Source organism: Thalassospiraceae bacterium LMO-SO8 (assembly GCA_031655335.1).
GTDB lineage: Bacteria > Pseudomonadota > Alphaproteobacteria > Rhodospirillales > Casp-alpha2 > UBA1479.
The window spans coordinates 1,294,295-1,312,188 of sequence record CP134226.1 but is presented as its reverse complement, the minus strand read 5'-3'; the positions used below and the strand labels follow the sequence as shown (position 1 = coordinate 1,312,188).

The following is a 17,894-nucleotide window of genomic DNA, read 5'->3' as shown; positions in this document are numbered from 1 at the left end:
GCCGATGACCACGCAGACCGGGCCCGAGACCCGCATCACCCGCAAGTTCGCCGCCCTGAAGGCCGAAGGCCGCGCCGGCCTGGTGACGTTTCTCACTGCCGGCGACCCGACGCCCGGGCTGTCGGAGGAGATCATCCTGGAGATCGCCGAGGCGGGCGCCGACCTGATCGAGATCGGCATGCCGTTTTCCGACCCCATGGCCGACGGCCCGGCGATCCAGGCGTCCTCGCTGCGCGCGCTGAAGGCGGGCATGACCCTGCCGAAAACCCTGGATATCGTGCGCTCGTTCCGCAAGCGCGACGACCACACGCCGATCGTCCTCATGGGGTACTACAACCCGATCTATATCTACGGCGTCGACCGCTTTCTGAAGGACGCGAAAGAGGCCGGGATCGACGGGCTCATCGTCGTCGACCTGCCGCCGGAGGAAGAGGGCGAGCTTTGCCTGCCCGCGATCAAGGCTGGTATTAATTTCATCTATCTGACGGCCCCCACGACCGACGACGCGCGCCTGCCCAAGGTCGTGCGTCATGCCTCGGGCTTCGTCTATTACGTCTCGATCACCGGCATCACGGGCACCAAGTCCGCCGACGCGGGCGACGTGGCGGCCAGCGTCGCGCGCATCAAGAGGCATACGGACCTGCCCGTCGCGGTCGGATTCGGCATCAAGACGCCGGACCAAGCCGCCGCCATCGCGCGGGTGTCCGACGCCGCCGTCGTGGGATCGGCCCTGGTCGGGATCATCGCGGAAAACCGCGATTCGTCCGGCGCGCCCCTACCCGGCACCAAGGACAAGGTGCTAGACTTGGTGAAGGCGCTGGCGGCCGGTGTGCGCGCGGCGCGGGATTGACGGGCAGTGAAGGCGGGAGAAGCAATCACATGAACTGGCTGAGGGAATTCGTCCGGCCCAAGCTGAAGCGTCTGGTCGGTGCCGGCAAGGAAATGCCCGACAACCTGTGGCACAAGTGCCCGGGCTGCAGCCAGATGATCTTCCACCGCGATCTGGAAAAACACCTCCATGTCTGTCAGCACTGCGGCCATCATCTGCGCATCGGGGCCCATCAGCGTCTGGCCATGCTGTTCGACGACGGCGCTTTCGAAAAGATCGTCTGGGACGTGCCCAAGCCGGACCCCCTGAAATTCAAGGACACGGAAACCTATGCCGCGCGCCTTAAATCCGCGCGGTCCAAGACCGGCGACCAGGACGCCCTGATCGCGGGCGTCGGGCGCCTGGGCGGTCTGCCGGTGGTCGTCGCCGCCCTCAACTTCGCCTTCATGGGCGGCTCCATGGGGCAGGCCATGGGGGCCGGGCTGCTTGCCGCCGCGCGCAAGGCCGTCGATGAACGCGCCGCGTTCGTCGTCATTCCGTCATCGGGCGGGGCGCGCATGCAGGAAGGCATTCTCTCCCTCATGCAGATGGCGCGCACGACCATCGCCGTGGACGAGGTCAAGGAAGCCGGCCTGCCTTATATCGTGGTGCTGACCGATCCGACCACGGGCGGGGTCTCCGCCTCCTACGCCATGCTGGGCGACATTCACATCGCCGAACCCGGCGCCGTCATCGGCTTCGCCGGGCAGCGGGTGATCGAGCAGACCATCCGCGAAACCCTGCCCGAGGGCTTCCAGCGCGCCGAATACCTGTTGGAACACGGCATGGTCGACATGGTGGTGCCGCGCGGCGAGCTGCGCGATACCCTGGCCCGGGTCATCGACATGTTGCTGAATCCGGAGCCGGGCCGCCGGGTCGAGGGAACGGACCAGGATATCGACCTTCTCGAAGGCGAAATCCTGCCGCCGGCCCGCAGCCACCGCCCGGGCGCCGCGCCCGTTCCCGGCGACGACTGACCTTTTCCCGACCTTGGCGGACCGACCCGTCCATGACTGATCCCCTCGGCGCGGATATCCCCGCGCCCCATCCCTGCGACGAAATCCTCGCCCGCCTGCTGACCCTGCATCCCAAGGTCATCGACTTGTCGCTGGACCGGGTTCACCGGCTGCTCGACCGGCTGGACCACCCGGAACGCAGCCTGCCGCCCGTGGTCCATGTCGCGGGCACCAACGCGAAGGGATCGGTCATCGCCATCCTGCGCGCGATGCTGGAAGCGGCGGGAAAACGCGTTCATGTTCATATCTCGCCCCATCTGGTGCATTTCAACGAACGCATCCGATTGGCGGGCGACCTGATCCCCGACGCGGACCTTCAGGCGCTGCTGGAGGAATGCGAGGACGCCAACGGCGGCGCGCCCATCACCTTTTTCGAGATCACCACGGGGGCGGCGCTGCTTGCCTTCGCGCGCACGCCGGCCGACGTGCTGATCCTGGAAACGGGCCTGGGCGGGCGGCTGGACGCGACCAACGTGATCGATGCGCCCCTGGTCACGGCGATCACGCCGATCTCCCTCGACCATCAACAGTTCCTCGGCGATACGCTGGAGGAGATTGCCGCGGAAAAGGCCGGCATCCTCAAGCCGGGGGTGCCTTGCGTGATCGGCCCGCAGCTGCCCGGCGTGATGGCGGTGCTGGACGACCGGGCCCAGGCGCTGGGGGCACCGGTGCTGGCCCATGGCCGCGACTGGACCGTGGCCGAGGCCGCCGACGGCCGGTCGTTCGACCTGACCCTGGGCGGGGTGACGGAAACCTATCCGGCGCCGTCCCTGGCGGGACGGCATCAGTTGCTCAACGCGGCCCAGGCGATCGTCTGCCTCAAGGCCATGGCCGGGTTCGCGGTCACGGCGGACCAGATCGTCCGGGGTCTCGGCGCCGCCGAATGGCCCGCCCGCCTGCAACGCCTGAGCAAGGGGCCTCTGGTCGGCAATCTGGCGCCCGGCTGGTCGCTGTGGCTCGACGGCGGCCATAACGCCGCCGCCGGCGCCGCCATCGCGGCCCATGCGGCGGAGGCCTGGGGCGAAAAGCCCCTGCACCTGATCTGCGGCATGATCAATTCCAAGGACCCGCGTACGTTCCTGGCCGCCCTCGCCCCCGCCGCGGCGTCGCTCACCGGCGTCGCCATCCCGGGCGAGGCGAATAGCCTGACGGCGGACGACATCGTGGGTGCGGGCGCCGCCGCGGGCATTCCCGCGCGCGCCGCGCCCTCGGTCCAGGCGGCGCTCTGGGGTCTTTTGGAACGCGCGCAGGGACCCGCCCGGGTGCTGATCTGCGGCTCCCTCTATCTCGCGGGGACGGTGTTGCGCGACAACACTTGAACATCTGAACAATTGTTCATATGTTTTGCCCATGACCACGGACACCAAAGCTGCAAACCCATCCGTCGCCCCGGCCTTGTTGCCGGACGGCGCGCTCGACCGCGACCGGGCGGAGGAAATCGCCTCCATCTTCCATTTGTTGGGCGAGCCCAACCGGCTGGGGATCCTGGCCGCCTGCATGGCGGGGCCGCGATCGGTCAACGATCTGGCGGCGCTGACCGGCATGTCGCCGTCCCTGACCAGCCACCATCTGCGCCTGCTGAAGGCCGCGCGGCTGGTGCGGGCCCGGCGCCAGGGCAAATTCGTGCATTACGCGGTGCACGACCACCATGTGACCTCGGTCCTGCTGGACATGATGGAGCACGTGGCGGAACCGGAACACAGTCACGACGAGGAGGCCTGATCATGTCCGCCTGCTGCGACCACGGGCACGGCCACGGGCCCTTCACCGACGCCGCCACGTCCCGCGCCTACCGCCGGGTCCTGTGGTTCGCGTTGATCGTCAACGGCGGCATGTTCTTCGGCGAAATGGCCGGGGCCTATCTGTCGAAATCCGTGGCCTTGCAGGCCGACGCCCTGGACTTTCTGGGCGATGCCGCCAATTACGGCATTTCCCTCGCCGTGGTCGGGATGCATCTCGTCTGGCGGGCGCGGGCGGCCATGGTCAAGGGCCTGTCCATGGGCCTGTTCGGGCTTTGGGTGATCGGCACCATGGCCTGGCGCTTTGCCGAGGGCGGCGTGCCGGAGGCGCACATCATCACCGGCGTCGGGGTTTTGGCGCTGGCCGCCAACGTGGCGGTCACGGTGGCTTTGTTCAAGTTCCGCGAGGGCGACGCCAACATGCGCTCCGTCTGGCTGTGCTCGCGCAACGACGCCATCGCCAACGTCGCCGTCATCGCGGCGGGGGGCGGGGTCTGGTTGTCGGGAACCTTCTGGCCCGACGTGGCCGTGGGCGGGATCATCGCGGGCTTGGCGCTGTTTGCCTCGGTCGAGGTTATTCGCCGCGCTCTGGGCGAACTGAAGCAGGCGAACGAACCGCTGTCCGGCGCCGCCGACTGAATAGTCCTGAAATTTAGAAGTTGTCCTTGAGCCGCCGGGTTTCGGCGAAGACCTCGACGTAATCCCGGCCGGCAAGGCCGATGGTCTTTTGCAGGTCCGGGCTGTCGGCGCGCAGGAAGGGGTTGGTCTTCAGCTCGATGCCGATGGTCGACGGCACGGTCGGGATGTTCTTGGCCCGGGCCGCGTCCACGTCCCGCATGCGCTGGACCAGGGTGGCGTTGTCGGGCTCCACCGACAGGGCGAAGCGGCCGTTGGACTGCGTGTATTCATGGGCGCAGAACACCCGGGTTTCCGGCGGCAGGGTCTTGAACTTGTCAAGAGAATTGACCATTTGCGCGGGCGTGCCCTCGAACAGGCGCCCGCAGCCCATGGCGAACAGGGTGTCGCCGCAGAACAGGGCGTCCGATCCCTCGAACCAATAGGCGATATGGCCCCGGGTATGGCCGGGCACGTCGTAGACCACGGCCTCGGCGTTGCCGAGTTTGTAGGTGTCGCCGTCGCCGACCTCGATGTCGATGCCGGGAATGCGGTCACGGTCGGCGCGCGGGCCGACGATGGTGCAGCCCGTGGCGGCCTTGATTTCCTGGTTGCCGCCCGTGTGGTCGCCGTGGTGGTGGGTGTTCAGGATATGGCTGATGGTCCAGCCCTTGGCCCGGGCCGCGTCCAGCACGGGCCCGGCCACGGCGGGGTCGACCACGGCGGTCGCCCCCGTTTCCGGGCAATGGGCAAGATAGACGTAGTTGTCGTTCAGGACCGGGATCTGGTGGACGTCCAGCCGGCTCATGATACGCACCTCATTGTTTATGCTGACGTTTTCGCAAATAAGCCGCTGCGGGCGCCGTTACCGGCGCCCGCTCGGAATTCGCGACGTTAGATGTTCTGCTCAAGCCATTCCTGCAGCTTGCTTTTCGGCAGGGCGCCGATCTTGGTCGCCGCGACCTCGCCGTTCTTGAACAGCATGAGGGTCGGAATGCCGCGCACGCCGTACTTGCCGGGGGTCGAGGGGTTGTCGTCGATGTTCAGCTTGGCCACCGTGACCTTGCCGGCCAGCTCGCTGGCCAGTTCCTCAAGCGCCGGGGCGATCTGCTTGCACGGGCCGCACCATTCGGCCCAGAAATCGACCAGGACGGGCTCGCTCGATCCAAGAACGTCGGTTTCGAAGGAGTCGTCGGTTATCTTTTTCGGCATATCGCTCACCTTGGGATCTGTGTCGGGGTACAGTTTTTTTATGGAATTTCAGTTTCTGGGACATGCCGCCTGGGTTCTCTTGCGGCCCGGGGCGGGAACCTTCGGCCCCTCACCCTGTTCTTGAATCTAGGGTCGCGCCCCGGCCCCGTCAAGCGGCCCGGACCCGCGCAAAATTTCCCCTTGCTTTCTCCGAGGCTTAGGGACCCGCGTCGTCCAAAAGGGCGTCCGGCAGGGTCATCAGGCGGGCGCCCAAGGTCCAGATCAGGGCGCAGCGCACGGGCCGCCCCGGGTACAGATCGATGAGGGCGCGGCGGTATCCGGCCATCTGCGCGAGATAGCCGGGGTGGACGTCCTCCAGGCGCTCCGGCGGCGGCCGGTTGGTCTTGAAATCGGCGATCAGGACCTCGGTTTCCGTGACCAGAAGGCGGTCGATGCGGGCGGAAATCACCCGCCCGCCGATTTGCGCCACCAGGGGCACCTCGGCCCGGCTGCCGGGCCCGAACAGGGGGGCCAGGGCGGGGTCGTTGAGAAGGGCCAGGGTTTCCGTGAGAATCGCGGTCTGTTCGGCCGCCTCCAGGTCATGGCCCGGGCGGGCCAGGAAGCGCCGGGCCGCGGGTTCCCGGTCCTCGGCGGCCAGGTCCGGCAGGCTTTCCAGCAATTTGTGCACGATCAGACCGCGCTTGAACCGCGCCCCGTCGTCCGGCCCCAGCGGCGAGGCGGCGGCCGGGCTGTCCTCGGGCCTCGAGGGGGCGAGGGGTTTGGGCGGGTCCGGCTCGTCCGCCGGCGGCGTCGACAGCCAGGCGGGCGGGCCTTCGGCCTTCTGCGCGGGGGCCTGGTCTTTGGCATCGACGGGGGCCGTCTGCGGCCAGTCGAGCAGCAGGCCCGTCTCCTCCTCGCCACCGCCGTCTGGCGCCGCGGCATTCAGCGCCACCGCCCCGGCCCGCGTCATTCCGTCCCGGATCAGATTGTACCAGCAGCCTTCGGGCCGTTTCTGCCTGCCGTCCCATCCGGTCACGTAAAGCCGGTCCTTGGCGCGGGTCATGGCGACGTAAAGCAGGCGGCGTTCCTCGGCCTCGCGCGCGGCCTCGACCCCGGCGCGCAATGCCGCCGTCACCTCGCAATCATCGTCCTTGCGGACCGGCCAATAGACCGCGCCGCTGTCCGTTCCTCCGTCGCCGTCGTCCCATAACAGGCCGATCGGCTTGCCCCGGCCGCCGCCCTGGCAGGTATCGGGCAGGAACACCACGGGCGCTTCCAGACCCTTGGCGCCGTGCACGGTCATCACCCGGACATGGCCGGCGGCCTGGTCCAGGTCGCGCTTGATGACGGTCTCGCTGCCCCCGGTCCAATGCAGGAACCGTTCGAGGGACGGTGCGTGTTCGCGCTCGAACTGCAGGGCGAGCGCCATGAACTCCTCGATCGGGTCCGCCGCGTCCGGCCCCAGATGGCGGAGGAACTTTCGCCGCCCGCCGAGCGGCCCCAGGACCCGGGCGAAGAACTCATAGGGCGGCGCGGCGTCGGCACCGGCCAGCAGACCCGCGAGGGTCTCCGCCGCTTCCCGCCAATGCGCCTGCTCGCCCGCGCGGTCGCGCAGTTCCGACCACAGGGATCCCGCCCGCCCGTGGCACAGCGGCGTCAGGTCGTCGTCGTCCGTGAAACCGAACAGCGGCCCCTTCAGCACCGTCGCCAGCGTCAGATCGTCCTCGGGCAGCAGCACGAACCGGCCCAGCGCCATCAGGTCCATGACCGCCATCTGTTCGGTTAGCACCATGCGGTCCGTGCCGGCGACGGGGATGCCGCGCTGCTTCAACTGGCGGACCATTTCCTCCATGAAGCGTCCGCGCTTGCGGACCAGGATCAGGATATCGCCCGCTTCGATGGGCCGCCCCTGGGAGACCAGCATCTCGCGGTTCTTGGTCCAGCCGTCGATCGTCGCGGCGATGGACTCGGCGACCTGGACCACGGGGGCCCTCGGCCCCGGCCGGTCGACGGGCGCGTCCCAGGCGTCGGGCTGGTCTTCGTCCTCGGGTTTGACGGGGGGCCAAAGCTCGACCCGTCCGCCGTCTTCCGAGCGGTCGACAAGATGACGCACGACCCGCGACAGGCTGCTCAGCGAGGCGCGCAGGTCCTCCGGCTGGAAGGTGGTGTCGACGGCTTCCAGCACAGGCGTGACCGAGCGGAAGGAAACGGCCATTTCCTGCGATGCCTCGAGCGACCCGCCGAGCCCCGCCGCCCGTGCTTTCTCGGCGAAATGGGCGCGTGTTTCCTCGAACCGCGCCGGCTCCGCCCCCTGGAAGCTGTAGATCGATTGCTTTTCGTCGCCCACGGCGAACACCGTGCGGGGGCCGTGGCGGTCCATATCCCAGGCCCCTTCGCCGGAAAAGAACTCATCGGCCAGGGACTTCAGGATCTCCCATTGCGGCGGGGCGGTGTCCTGGGCTTCGTCGACCAGGATATGGGCGATGCCGCCGTCCAGCTTGTAATGAACCCAGGCGACCGCCCCCGGCGAATGGCGCAGCAGGGTCGCCGTCTTCAGGATCAGATCGTCGTAATCCATCAGGGCGCGGCTGTCCTTGAGCTCGGCAAAGGCATCGGCCAGCGCCGCCGCCAGATCCATCAAGGCGGCCGTGTTCTCGGCGATGGCCAGGGCGCGCAGCTTTTCGTCGATGGCGGCGACGCGCGCCTGTTCGGTTTCCAATACCGCCTGGGTGCCGGGGGCCTGCTTTTCCACGTCGTTGGTCAGAACCTTGGCGAGCGGCGTGCGCTTCTGGGTCAGGAAGGCGCGGCAGTAGTCGGCGAACAAGGCCGCCCGTTCGTTATCGTCCGCCGCCGCAAGCCAGGGGGCCATCAGGTCGGCCCGTTCCTTGTCCGTCTTCTTGCCGCCGGAAAGCGCCTGGACCGCCTGGCGCAGGGCGGCGGCGTCAGGCGCGGGCGCGCCCAGAATCACCGAGGCCCGGTCGTCCTTGGGCGCCAGGCCCAGCTTGCGGCGCGTCGCCATGGCCAGGCCCGCCGTGCCCTGATGGTCGCGGAACAGGCGGGTGAGACGCCCGCGCGCGAAGTCCAGCGCCGTCATCAGGTCGTCGAAGCCGCTTTCGTCGAGCAACCCGGCCAGATGGTCCATGGCGCGGGCGGCGGGATTGTCCGGGTGTTCGGCGGCGTCGTTCAGCACGCGGTCGCGGGCCTCGCGGCGCAGTTCCGCCGCCGTGCGTTCGTCCATCACCTGGAAATGGGGGGCGACCCCGGCCTCCAGCGGGAATCTGCCGAGCAGCGATTCGCAGAACGAATGGATGGTGCGGATGTTGGGGCCGTCGGTGGTGTCCGCGACCTCGGCGAACAGCCTGCGCACGCGGGCGAGGTCGTCGCGGTCCAGCGGCACGCCGGTCTGCTCGCGGTAGTCCGCGGCCAGGACGTCGTCGTCCATGACCGCCCATTTGCCCAGCAGCCGCGCCAGACGGTTGGCCATCTCTGCGGCCGAGGCCTTGGTATAGGTCAGGCAGAGGATATGGCGCGGGCGCACGCCCTTCAGCAGCAGCCGCACGATGCGGTTGGTCAGGACATGGGTCTTGCCGGTCCCCGCGTTGGCGGAAACCCAGGCCGACTCCTCGGGCCGCGCGGCGGCGACCTGGACCTCGTTGGCGCTCTTGCGGGTTTCCTTCATTCGCCGTCCTCCCCGCCGGCGGCGCTCCAGGCGCGCACGCGGGCCAGGTGGTCGTAATCGCCGAGGTCGCTCTCAAACATCGGCTTCACGCGGGGCGCGTAGGGCGTCTGCGGGTCCGAGAAAAACACCACCCGCCGGGCCAGGCCCGCCGCCGCGTCCTCGGTCAGTTGTTGGACGCCGTCCAGGGATGTGACCTTGCCGGCCTCGCGCCCGCCCGACATCTTCCAATAGGCCAGGGCCGAAACCTCGCCCGCCGCCAGCTTGTCGAATCCGCCGGCGCGCAGCACCGCGGCCTCCAGCGGCAGTTGCGGGGAAAAGCCGCTTTCGACCTGCGGTCTGGTCGGCGTGCGCCCGGTCTTGTAGTCGATGATCTCGAACCCTTCGGCCGGGTCGCGGTCGATGCGGTCGGCGATGCAGGTCAGGGTGAAGGGCCCCGCCCCGGTCTCCAGGGTCAAGGATCCCTTGGCCTCCCAGGCCACGGGACGGCAGCCGCGCGCCCGGCGTTCGCGCTCGACCTCCAGAAACCAGCGGGCGACGCGCAGGAACCGCGGCCACCAGAAGGCGCGCACGGCGGGCCGGTCGGCGTGCTGGGCGAAAACCTCCTCGCCGAATGCCCGAAGCCGTGTTTCCGCGTCCGCCGGCAGATCGCGGGGGTGGGCTGCGATAAACAGTTCCAGCGCCCGGTGGATGATCTCGCCCCGGTCGCCGGCCCCGGGGTCGGCGTCGATGGGATCAAGCGGACGCAGCCGAAGGATGTTCCGGGCATAGACGGCATAGGGGTCGCGCACCCATTTCTCGACCTGGGTCACGGACAGGCCCTTGGGCCGCATCGCCACCGGCGGGCGCGGCAGGGGCCGGGCCGGGATGACGGCGCCGCCCGGATCGTCCAGCGCGGCGGCCCAGGATTTCAGATGGCCGCGCGTCTTGAGCGCGTCCTCCATGGCCGTCCCCGCAACCAGGTTGCCGAGCCGCAGCAGCCAGCGCGCCGGCACGCTGGGCGCGCCCTCGACCCGCTCGGCCCGGGTCAACAGGACCTCGGGCGCCATGGCCGCCTGGACGAAGTCATGGGCGGTCTGACCGATCCGCCGTTCCGGCAGGGGCAGGCCGAAATCGGCCAGCATGGGGCGGCTCATCCAGGGGCTCGGCTTGGCTTCCGGCGGCCAGCTGCCTTCGTTGAGGCCGCCCAGAATCATCAGGTCCGCCTGCTGCAACCGGGCTTCGAGCAGGCCCCAGATGTTGAGGCGCGGATGCGCCCCCCAGGCCGGGCGCACGGCGTGACCCGCCATCAGACTGTCGAGCAGGGCCGGATAATCGCGGCCCCGCACGGGGCCCAGACCCGGCAGGGCGTCCAGCACCTCGTTCATGAAGCGGGCGGCGGCCTCGCCGTCCTCGCCGGCCCACAGGCGTTCGGCGCCTGTCTCCTCGCCGCTCGCCGCCAGGGCTTCGGCAAAGGCGAGATGGGCCGAGGCGAGGCTCTTGGGGTCGGTCTCCGGGGACCTGATCAGATCGGCGAAGGGGGCCGCCGCCCGTTCCAGGCGATCGACCAGGCCGGGCAACGGCCCCGGTTCCTTCAGCAGCCGGACGGCGGCGCGCAGGCCCGCGATGCCCGGCGCCGGGCGGATGCCGCGCAAAATCTTCGCTGTTTCCAGCCGCCGGGCAAGGACGCGGAGATGCGCCGGGTCGCCGGCGAGCGCCGCCTTGGGATGCTTGAGGACGGCGAGCAGGGGCACTGGCGCGAAATCCTCCGCCGCCAGGGTGGCGGTCAGGCGCAGGAACGCCCCGGCGGGCGTTTCCGCCAAAGGCGTGCCGGCGGAATCGTCCAGCGCCACGCCCCAGCGCGCCAGTTCCGCCTTGACGCGGCGGGCCAGGGCCCGGTCCGGTGTCACCAGGGCCGCGGTCTTGCCGGGGGTTTCCAACGCTTCGCGGAGCGCCAGGGCGATGACCGAGGCTTCCTCGGCCAAGGTCGCGCAATCGATGCGGGCCAGGCCCGCGACCGCCGCCGCGTCCGTGTCGTCACCCGGCGCCCCGGCGGCCCCCGTGACGGCGGCCGGACGCAGTGCCAGGCTGAACAGATCGCCCCGCGCCTTGCGGGCGGGTGCCGTTCCGCCGATTTCCGGCGCCCAATCGGCGACGTTGGTCCGGTCGCAAGCGAACCGCGACAGCAGATGCTTCAGGCCGTATTGCGGATGGTGCGGCTCCAGCGCTTCCCAGGCATCGTCGGGCATGTCGCGGTCCAGGCCCGGCAGGATCACCGCCCCCCTGGGCAATTCGGCGATCACGGCCAAGAGGTCCGCCGTCGCCGGGATCGAGCCCGTGGAGCCGGCGGCGATCACCGGCGTGGCCGGCGGCTGCCGGCGCCAGGCCTCGGTGCGTTGCTGCAAAACCCGGTTGCGGCGCTCAGCGCCGTCCAGGCATCCGGCCTCGGCCAGGTAGACGGGCCAGGCGTCGGCGACGATGTCGAGGAACCTGACCGTCTTCTGCCAATGTTCGGCCAACTCGTGATCCGGCGGAATCAGGTTCTTGATCTCCCGGAAGTCGAGCCGTTCCGTCGCCACCTGGTCCATCAGGCGGGCCAGCTCCTGGGCCAGGCGCAGGGCCTGGTCCGGCGTTTCGGCGCGGCCGGGAACGGCGCGGATGAGCGAGGCTAAAAGGGTTTGGCGGCGCATGCCGGGGAGCGCCGGCGCCAGGTCGAGGCCCCCCGTTTCGGCGCTTTCGCCGTCATCCAGTTCGTCGATGTCGACATCGCCCAGCGGCGTCAACTTGGGCAGCAGCACGGTGCGCCCGCCGGCGGCGCGCAAAAAGGCCTCGGTCAGGGCGCGGATGGCGCGCCGGGTCGGCAGCAGAACCTGATAATCGGCAAGCCGTTCCGGGTTCCCGCCTGTTTCCGCCAGCAGACTTTCCGCCAGCACGTCGACGAAGGGCCGACCCGGATGGATCGTGAAGACCTTGGGGTTGCCGGAGCCCCCCGGGGGGGTCATCGATAGGTCCGCCCGGCGAAGCGTTCGGACATGTAATCCTCGGCCTCGGCCAGGCCGTCGGGGGTGCCGACGTGGAACCATTCGCCGTCATGCATGACGCCGTAAAGACGCCCGTCCTCGATCGCCCTGTCGTAGAGGACGTTGAGGGAGAACGCCCCCTCGGGCGCGCCGTCGAACAGGCGCGGGTGCAGGATCTGCACGCCGGTGAACAGCCAGGGCGCGATCTCGGCCTCGGGCCGGCGGGTCAATTGGCCGTCCGGGTCGGCGCAGAAGTCGCCGCGCCCTTCGTAGCCGAAGGCCTCGACCGTGGAATGCAGCAACAGCAGCCCGTCCATCTTGTCGTCATCCCAACAGGACGCCAGACGCGGCAGGATGGCGTGCGGGCCGTTGAGCAGAAGCGCGTCCGAATTGGCGACGTAGAAGGGGTCGCCGCCGAACAGATGCAGCGCGTTCTTCACCCCGCCGCCCGTCTCCAGCCGTTCGGCCTCGCGGATGATGGTGATCTTGGGGCTTGGGCGCCCGGCGAGATGGCTTTCCAGCTGTTCGGCCAGATGGAACACGTTGACCACGGCCTCCGTCACGCCCGCTTCTTCCAGGCGGTCGAGCATGTGGTCGATCAGGGCCCTGCCGTCGACCTCGATCAATGGTTTCGGCCTGTTGTCCGTCAGCGGACGCATGCGCGTGCCCAGCCCCGCGGCCAGGACCATGGCCTTGGCCGGCCCCGGCGCCGTGGCGTCCGGGGTCTTGCTCACGCCGCGGCCTCGGGCTGGGACGGCGACGGAACGGTGCGGGTTTCCTGGGGGATGGCGGTATCGATCCAGGCCTTGACCTCGGCCAGGGCCGGATGGGCCAGGGAGCGTTCCAGCATGCGCCAGACATGGGGGATGTGTTCCAAGTAGCGCGATTTGCCGTCGCGGTGGCTGAGCCGCGTGAAGATGCCGATGACCTTGGCGTGGCGCTGGGCGCCCAGGATGGCGTAGCTGGCGCCGAGCGCCTCGTGGTCCATGTCCGGGAAGGCGGCGAGATAGCGCGCCAGCATGTGCGCGGTCAGCACGGGATCGACCTCGCGCCGGGCGTCCTCCAGCAGCGACATCAAGTCATAGACCGGCGAGCCGGCGACGGCGTCCTGGAAATCCAGCAGCCCGCAACGCTGGATGCCGGCGCGGTCCTTCAGCCAGATCAGGTTATCGACGTGGAAGTCGCGCAGCACCAGGGTCTTGGGCTGGGCCAGAACCTGGCGAAAGGCGGGGCGCCAGGCCTCCTGATAGGCCTCGCGGGCCTCGTCGTCGATCTCGGCCCCGGTGACCGCCGGCAGGTACCAGTCGGTCAGCAGGCTGGCCTCCTCCATCAGCTTGCGTTCGTCATAGGGCGGCAAGGCACGGGGGATGGCGGCCTCGGGCGCGCGGTCGTGGATATGGATCAGCACGTCGACGGCGCAGGCGTACAGCGCTTCGGCGTCGGCGCCGTCGGCCAGCATGCGGGTATAGGTGTCGTCGCCCAGGTCTTCCAGCAGCAACAGGCCGGCGGCCGCGTCCTCGGCATAGACCTCGGGCGCGCTCAGACCCAGCTTCAGCAGGTGCCGGGCGACGGAAACGAAGGGGCGCACGTCTTCCTTGGGCGGCGGCGCGTCCATCAGCACGGCGCGGCGGTCGCCGTCGGCAAGGCGGTAATAGCCCCGGAACGAGGCATCGGCGGCAAGCACGCTGCGCGCGGCCCCGCCCCAGCCGTGTTGGTTCAGGAAACCGGCAATCAGGTCGTCACGTTCAGTCATGGAGCTCCGCTCGTTTCAATCGTTCAGTCCAGTCGCCGCCGCCGGACAGGCGCACCCGCCGTTGGGTTTCGCTTTCGCCCGGCGACAGCTTGATGTCGAGCCGCCCGGCCGGCAGGTAAGGTCCCAGGCGTTCCGGCCATTCGATCAGGGAAATGCCTTCGGCGAAGGCGTCCTCGATATCCAGTTCGAAGGCTTCCTCGGGGTCGTTCAGGCGGTAAAGGTCGAAGTGGTACAGGGTGGCGTCCGGCCCGTCGTAGGGCTGGACCAGGGTGAAGGTCGGGCTCGGCACCTCTTCGTCGGGGCCCAGAAGGGCCTGCACGAAGCCACGGGCGACCACGGTCTTGCCCATGCCCAGCCCGCCCCATAGGGCGATCACATCGCCGGGCCGGCAGAGCGCCGCCAGGCGCGCGCCAAGGGACAGGGCCGCGTCCTCTCCCGCCAGGGTCAGGACGAAGCCGGCCGGTTCCTCGCTTGCATGCGCCATCGCAACCATCGCCGCCCTTTTAACGAAAATACCCTTGCGGGGACAAGGCTTGACCTGACCCGCGTGGCCCGCCATGTAAGGAATCCCGAATAACAGCCCGAAAAAGACCGAAGGAGCAGGCGCAGGTGTCCCAGACGCCGGAACGGACGGATGTGGTGATCATCGGCGCGGGCCCCGTGGGCCTGTTCGCGGTGTTCGAATGCGGCATGCTGGGCCTGAAGTGTCACGTGGTCGACGCCCTGGAAATGCCCGGCGGGCAGTTGAGCGCACTCTACCCGGAAAAACCCATTTACGATATCCCGGGATATCCCCGGATCGGCGCCCAGGACCTGGTCGACCGCCTGACCGAACAGGCCGCCCCCTTCGACCCCGTCTATCACCTGGGCAGCCCGGTCACCGGCCTGACGCAGCATTCCGGTCTTTGGCAGGTCGAAACCGCCCGGGGCACGGCGGTCGCCGCCCCCACGGTCATCATTTGCGCCGGGGTCGGCGCCTTCGGGCCCAACCGCCCGCCCTTGGACGGCATCGAAGCCTATGAGGACCAGGCCCCCGGCCTGGGCGTCAAATACATGGTCGGGCGGATCGAGGATTTCCGGGGCCGCCGCGTGGTCATCGCCGGCGGCGGCGACAGCGCCGTCGACTGGGCCTTGTCCCTGGCCGATGTCGCCGAAAGCCTGGCCGTCGTCCACCGCCGCGCGAAATTCCGCGCCGCGCCCGACAACGTGCGCCGGTTGGAAGACCTGGCGGCGGCGGGCAAGGTGGATCTGGTCATTCCCTATCAGCTGGGCGGGCTCGAAGGTAAGGGCGGGCGGCTCGACGCCGTCATCGCCCGCGATCTCGACGGCAACGAACGGCGGCTTCCCGCCGACGTCCTGCTGCCGTTCTTCGGCATGTTGCAACAACTGGGGCCGATCGCCGACTGGCAACTGGATCTGCGCGACAACCATATCGCCGTCGATCCGGCGACCATGTCGACGGATCGCCCGGGGCTGTTCGCGGCCGGCGACATCGCGACATATCCCGGCAAGCTGAAACTGATCCTGACCGGTTTCGCCGAGGCCGCCGCCGCCGCCCACGGCGCCCATGCGGTGGCGCGGCCGGGCGAGATCCTGCATTTCGAATATTCCACGACCAAGGGCGTGCCCGGCGTGGGGGACGACTAGGCCATATCGGCGGAACTCAGGGGAAAAGACGGTTGCGCTTGGGGAGATTGTTGAAAAGCGGCCTGACCGCCGGGGGCCTGTTGGCGGCCGCATTTCTGAACGGCCCCGCCGCGTCGGATGAACCGCCGCTTTCCGCGGCCGTGACCTGCCTGCCGTGCCACGGGCGTGCGCACCTTCACGAGAAACCCCAGGTACCGTCGATCCTGGGCCAGGACGTCAGGTATCTGATTCATCAGATCACCGCCTTCCTGCGGGATTTCTGTCCGTCCTGCAGTGGGTTCACGCGGCTGGAACGCAAACACCCGGTGATGAGCGCCGAAGCGCCCAAGGTCGTGCATGAGGATATCGAGGCGGTCGCGGACTATTTCTCCCGCCAGGCCTGCGTCAACGCCCACGACCTGGACGGCGGCCCGGCGGACCCTTTGCCCCCGACCCCGCTCGCGAAGCGCTGTTTTCTCTGCCACGGTGAGGCGGGCCGCAGCCGTCACGCGTTCATCCCGACCCTGGCCGGACAGCGGCGGGCCTATCTGAGCGCCCAATTGAAATCGTTCCGCGATACCCGTTGGATCGACCTGACCCGGCCAGGCCCGTCGCGCGTGCACAGCATGATGACCCGCCAGGGCAGTTATCTGAACGACGCGCAGATCGAGGATATGGCCGCCTATTTTTCCAGCCAGAACTGCCGCTAACCGCCGCTTCCCGTGTGTCGACATCCATGTCTTTCGTCCGGGTCGTGCGAGACATGTCTTAATGTTAGACTTATGCCATGTCGCGCGGCGCCCCTCGCTAAAGGGGACGAGGAAGGGGATATCGGGTGAATCCATCGACCATTGCCGGGATCGTCATCGGCTTTTGCATCGTCATCGCCGCCGTCGCCTTCAGCACGGATAGTTGGGGCGTGTTCGTCAACCTGCCGGGTCTCATTCTGGTTCTGGGCGGAACGGTCGCGGCGACCCTCATCAGTTATCCCATGCGCGAGGTGCTGCGGGTGCTGAAGGTCTTTCTTGTCGTGCTCAAGAATGAGCGGATGTACGAAAAGGAAGACGTCGAGGAACTGGTCGAGGTCGCCAAGCTGATCTCCACCGGCCAGGCGCCCAAGATCGAAGACCAACTTCTGCGCGTCAAAAGTCCGTTCCTGCGCACGGGCATTCAGCTTGTCGCGGACGGCGTGCCGCTTGCCGATATTCAGGACCTTTTGGAATGGCGGATCAACCGCCTGCGTATCAAGGAACGGGCGGAGGCGGCGATCTTCCGTTCCATGGGGGCCTATGCGCCGGCATTCGGCCTTGTCGGCACGCTTCTCGGTCTGGTCAACATGCTACAGAACCTGGGGGCCGGATCCATTGACGTGATCGGCGCGAACCTGGCGCTTGCGCTGGTCACGACGTTCTACGGCATCCTTCTGGCCAATCTCGTGTTCGTCCCGGTCGCGGTCAAGCTCGAGGGGCGGACCGAGCAGCGGATCGCGCTGCTTAACATGGTGATGGAAGGCATCCGCCTGGTGAAGGAGGAACGGTCCCCCAGCTACATCCGCGAAACCCTGCGCTCGTTCATGGAAAATCCCGGTGACGAGGTTGCCGGCAATGACAAGACCAAGTACGGCGTCGGATTCGCGAGATGACGTACCGTCCGCACAAGCGTCCGGTGGCCGGTCCCGCGGGCAAGGGGCGCCGGTCGCGGTGGGTCGCCGCCGATGTTCCGCCGCCGGGCGGCGACCAGGGCGCCGTCGGCCCCTGGTTGCTCAGCTACGTGGATATCATCAGCCTTCTGGTCGCTTTGTTCGTCGTGCTGCTGTCCTTGTCCCAATTCGACAAACCGGCCTATCGGTCGATGATCGATTCCCTCCAGGGTGCTGCGCGCAGCGCGCCCACGGTCTCCCGCCCGCAGAAGGCGACGCCGTTTCCACCGCCGTTCCGGGCCGAACCGGAGAGCGACGGCCGCGACGCGCTCATCTCGTCGTTGCGCGACAGCGTCGCCGGGGCCGGCATGTCGGAAGACGTGGACATCCGCCAGCGCGAGGGCGGCGTCGAAATCTCGATCCGGGAAAGCGTTCTGTTCCCCTCGGGCGTGGCCGATCTGGTCGCCGATGGCGAGACCCTGCTCGCCGCGCTGGCACCCGTGTTCGCCACGGGCGATTATGCTCTTTCGGTCGAGGGTCATACGGACACCGTGCCCATCGCCAGCGACCGTTTCCCGTCCAATTGGGAGTTGTCCTCGGCGCGGGCCAGCAGTGTCGTCCGCTTTCTGATCGGCAAGGACATCGACCCGGCGCGCCTGACCGTGGTCGGCCATGGCGAAACGCAGCCCATCGCCGCCAACGACACGGCCGAGGGCCGCGCGCGGAACCGGCGCGTGAACTTCATCCTACAAGTGCCGGGGAAATAGGCCGG

At 68.5% G+C, this 17,894-nt stretch carries 16 protein-coding genes; 9 read left to right on the top strand and 7 right to left on the bottom strand.

What is annotated here, in order from left to right:
- Nucleotides 1-4 precede the first annotated feature (4 nt).
- From trpA to RJ527_06300, 5 genes are read left to right on the top strand one after another with little or no spacing between them, the layout of a single operon-like run.
- Nucleotides 5-850 (top strand): tryptophan synthase subunit alpha, encoded by an 846-nt coding sequence (trpA, locus tag RJ527_06320; GenBank protein WND77354.1) that lies wholly within the window; start codon nucleotides 5-7, stop codon nucleotides 848-850.
- A 29-nt stretch (nucleotides 851-879) separates the two neighbouring features.
- Nucleotides 880-1,845, top strand: a complete 966-nt coding sequence (gene accD / locus RJ527_06315; protein ID WND77353.1) for an acetyl-CoA carboxylase, carboxyltransferase subunit beta — start codon at nucleotides 880-882, stop codon at nucleotides 1,843-1,845.
- Between the two features lie 32 nt (nucleotides 1,846-1,877).
- Complete coding sequence (locus tag RJ527_06310) at nucleotides 1,878-3,203, top strand: folylpolyglutamate synthase/dihydrofolate synthase family protein (GenBank protein ID WND77352.1); 1,326 nt, start codon at nucleotides 1,878-1,880, stop codon at nucleotides 3,201-3,203.
- Between the two features lie 31 nt (nucleotides 3,204-3,234).
- Entirely contained in the window at nucleotides 3,235-3,606 is a 372-nt protein-coding gene (locus RJ527_06305) for a metalloregulator ArsR/SmtB family transcription factor (protein WND77351.1), read from the top strand.
- A 2-nt stretch (nucleotides 3,607-3,608) separates the two neighbouring features.
- Entirely contained in the window at nucleotides 3,609-4,262 is a 654-nt protein-coding gene (locus RJ527_06300; GenBank protein ID WND77350.1) for a cation transporter, read from the top strand.
- A 13-nt stretch (nucleotides 4,263-4,275) separates the two neighbouring features.
- Here the strand turns inward: RJ527_06300 and gloB are convergent, their stop codons facing one another.
- The 7 genes from gloB to tsaE all read right to left on the bottom strand — a co-directional run bounded on the left by gloB (nucleotide 4,276) and on the right by tsaE (nucleotide 14,341).
- On the bottom strand, nucleotides 4,276-5,046 hold the full coding sequence (gene gloB, locus RJ527_06295; protein WND77349.1) for a hydroxyacylglutathione hydrolase: 771 nt from the start codon (nucleotides 5,044-5,046) through the stop codon (nucleotides 4,276-4,278).
- A gap of 86 nt (nucleotides 5,047-5,132) precedes the next feature.
- Nucleotides 5,133-5,450: a thioredoxin TrxA gene (trxA, locus tag RJ527_06290; GenBank protein ID WND77348.1), complete on the bottom strand. Its 318-nt coding sequence runs from the start codon at nucleotides 5,448-5,450 to the stop codon at nucleotides 5,133-5,135.
- Between the two features lie 196 nt (nucleotides 5,451-5,646).
- A complete protein-coding gene (gene addA / locus RJ527_06285; GenBank protein ID WND77347.1) occupies nucleotides 5,647-9,108 on the bottom strand; it encodes a double-strand break repair helicase AddA in 3,462 nt (1,153 codons plus the stop codon).
- A complete protein-coding gene (addB, locus tag RJ527_06280; GenBank protein WND77346.1) occupies nucleotides 9,105-12,086 on the bottom strand; it encodes a double-strand break repair protein AddB in 2,982 nt (993 codons plus the stop codon). The genes addA and addB overlap by 4 nt, the downstream gene beginning before the upstream one ends.
- Nucleotides 12,083-12,838, bottom strand: a complete 756-nt coding sequence (locus RJ527_06275; protein ID WND77345.1) for a nucleotidyltransferase family protein — start codon at nucleotides 12,836-12,838, stop codon at nucleotides 12,083-12,085. The genes addB and RJ527_06275 overlap by 4 nt, the downstream gene beginning before the upstream one ends.
- On the bottom strand, nucleotides 12,835-13,857 hold the full coding sequence (locus RJ527_06270; GenBank protein ID WND77344.1) for a phosphotransferase: 1,023 nt from the start codon (nucleotides 13,855-13,857) through the stop codon (nucleotides 12,835-12,837). The genes RJ527_06275 and RJ527_06270 overlap by 4 nt, the downstream gene beginning before the upstream one ends.
- Nucleotides 13,850-14,341, bottom strand: a complete 492-nt coding sequence (tsaE, locus tag RJ527_06265; protein WND77343.1) for a tRNA (adenosine(37)-N6)-threonylcarbamoyltransferase complex ATPase subunit type 1 TsaE — start codon at nucleotides 14,339-14,341, stop codon at nucleotides 13,850-13,852. Before tsaE ends, RJ527_06270 begins: the two co-directional genes overlap by 8 nt.
- A 125-nt stretch (nucleotides 14,342-14,466) precedes the next feature.
- Between tsaE and RJ527_06260 the strand changes: the two genes are divergently transcribed.
- The 4 genes from RJ527_06260 to RJ527_06245 all read left to right on the top strand — a co-directional run bounded on the left by RJ527_06260 (nucleotide 14,467) and on the right by RJ527_06245 (nucleotide 17,889).
- Nucleotides 14,467-15,504: an NAD(P)/FAD-dependent oxidoreductase gene (locus tag RJ527_06260; protein ID WND77342.1), complete on the top strand. Its 1,038-nt coding sequence runs from the start codon at nucleotides 14,467-14,469 to the stop codon at nucleotides 15,502-15,504.
- A 50-nt stretch (nucleotides 15,505-15,554) separates the two neighbouring features.
- Nucleotides 15,555-16,193 (top strand): c-type cytochrome, encoded by a 639-nt coding sequence (locus RJ527_06255; GenBank protein WND77341.1) that lies wholly within the window; start codon nucleotides 15,555-15,557, stop codon nucleotides 16,191-16,193.
- Nucleotides 16,194-16,318: 125 nt separating this feature from the next.
- A complete protein-coding gene (locus RJ527_06250) occupies nucleotides 16,319-17,125 on the top strand; it encodes a MotA/TolQ/ExbB proton channel family protein (protein ID WND77340.1) in 807 nt (268 codons plus the stop codon).
- Nucleotides 17,122-17,889 carry an OmpA family protein gene (locus RJ527_06245; protein WND77339.1) on the top strand — a complete coding sequence of 256 codons (768 nt, stop codon included), beginning with the start codon at nucleotides 17,122-17,124 and terminating at the stop codon, nucleotides 17,887-17,889. The genes RJ527_06250 and RJ527_06245 overlap by 4 nt, the downstream gene beginning before the upstream one ends.
- Nucleotides 17,890-17,894 lie beyond the last annotated feature (5 nt).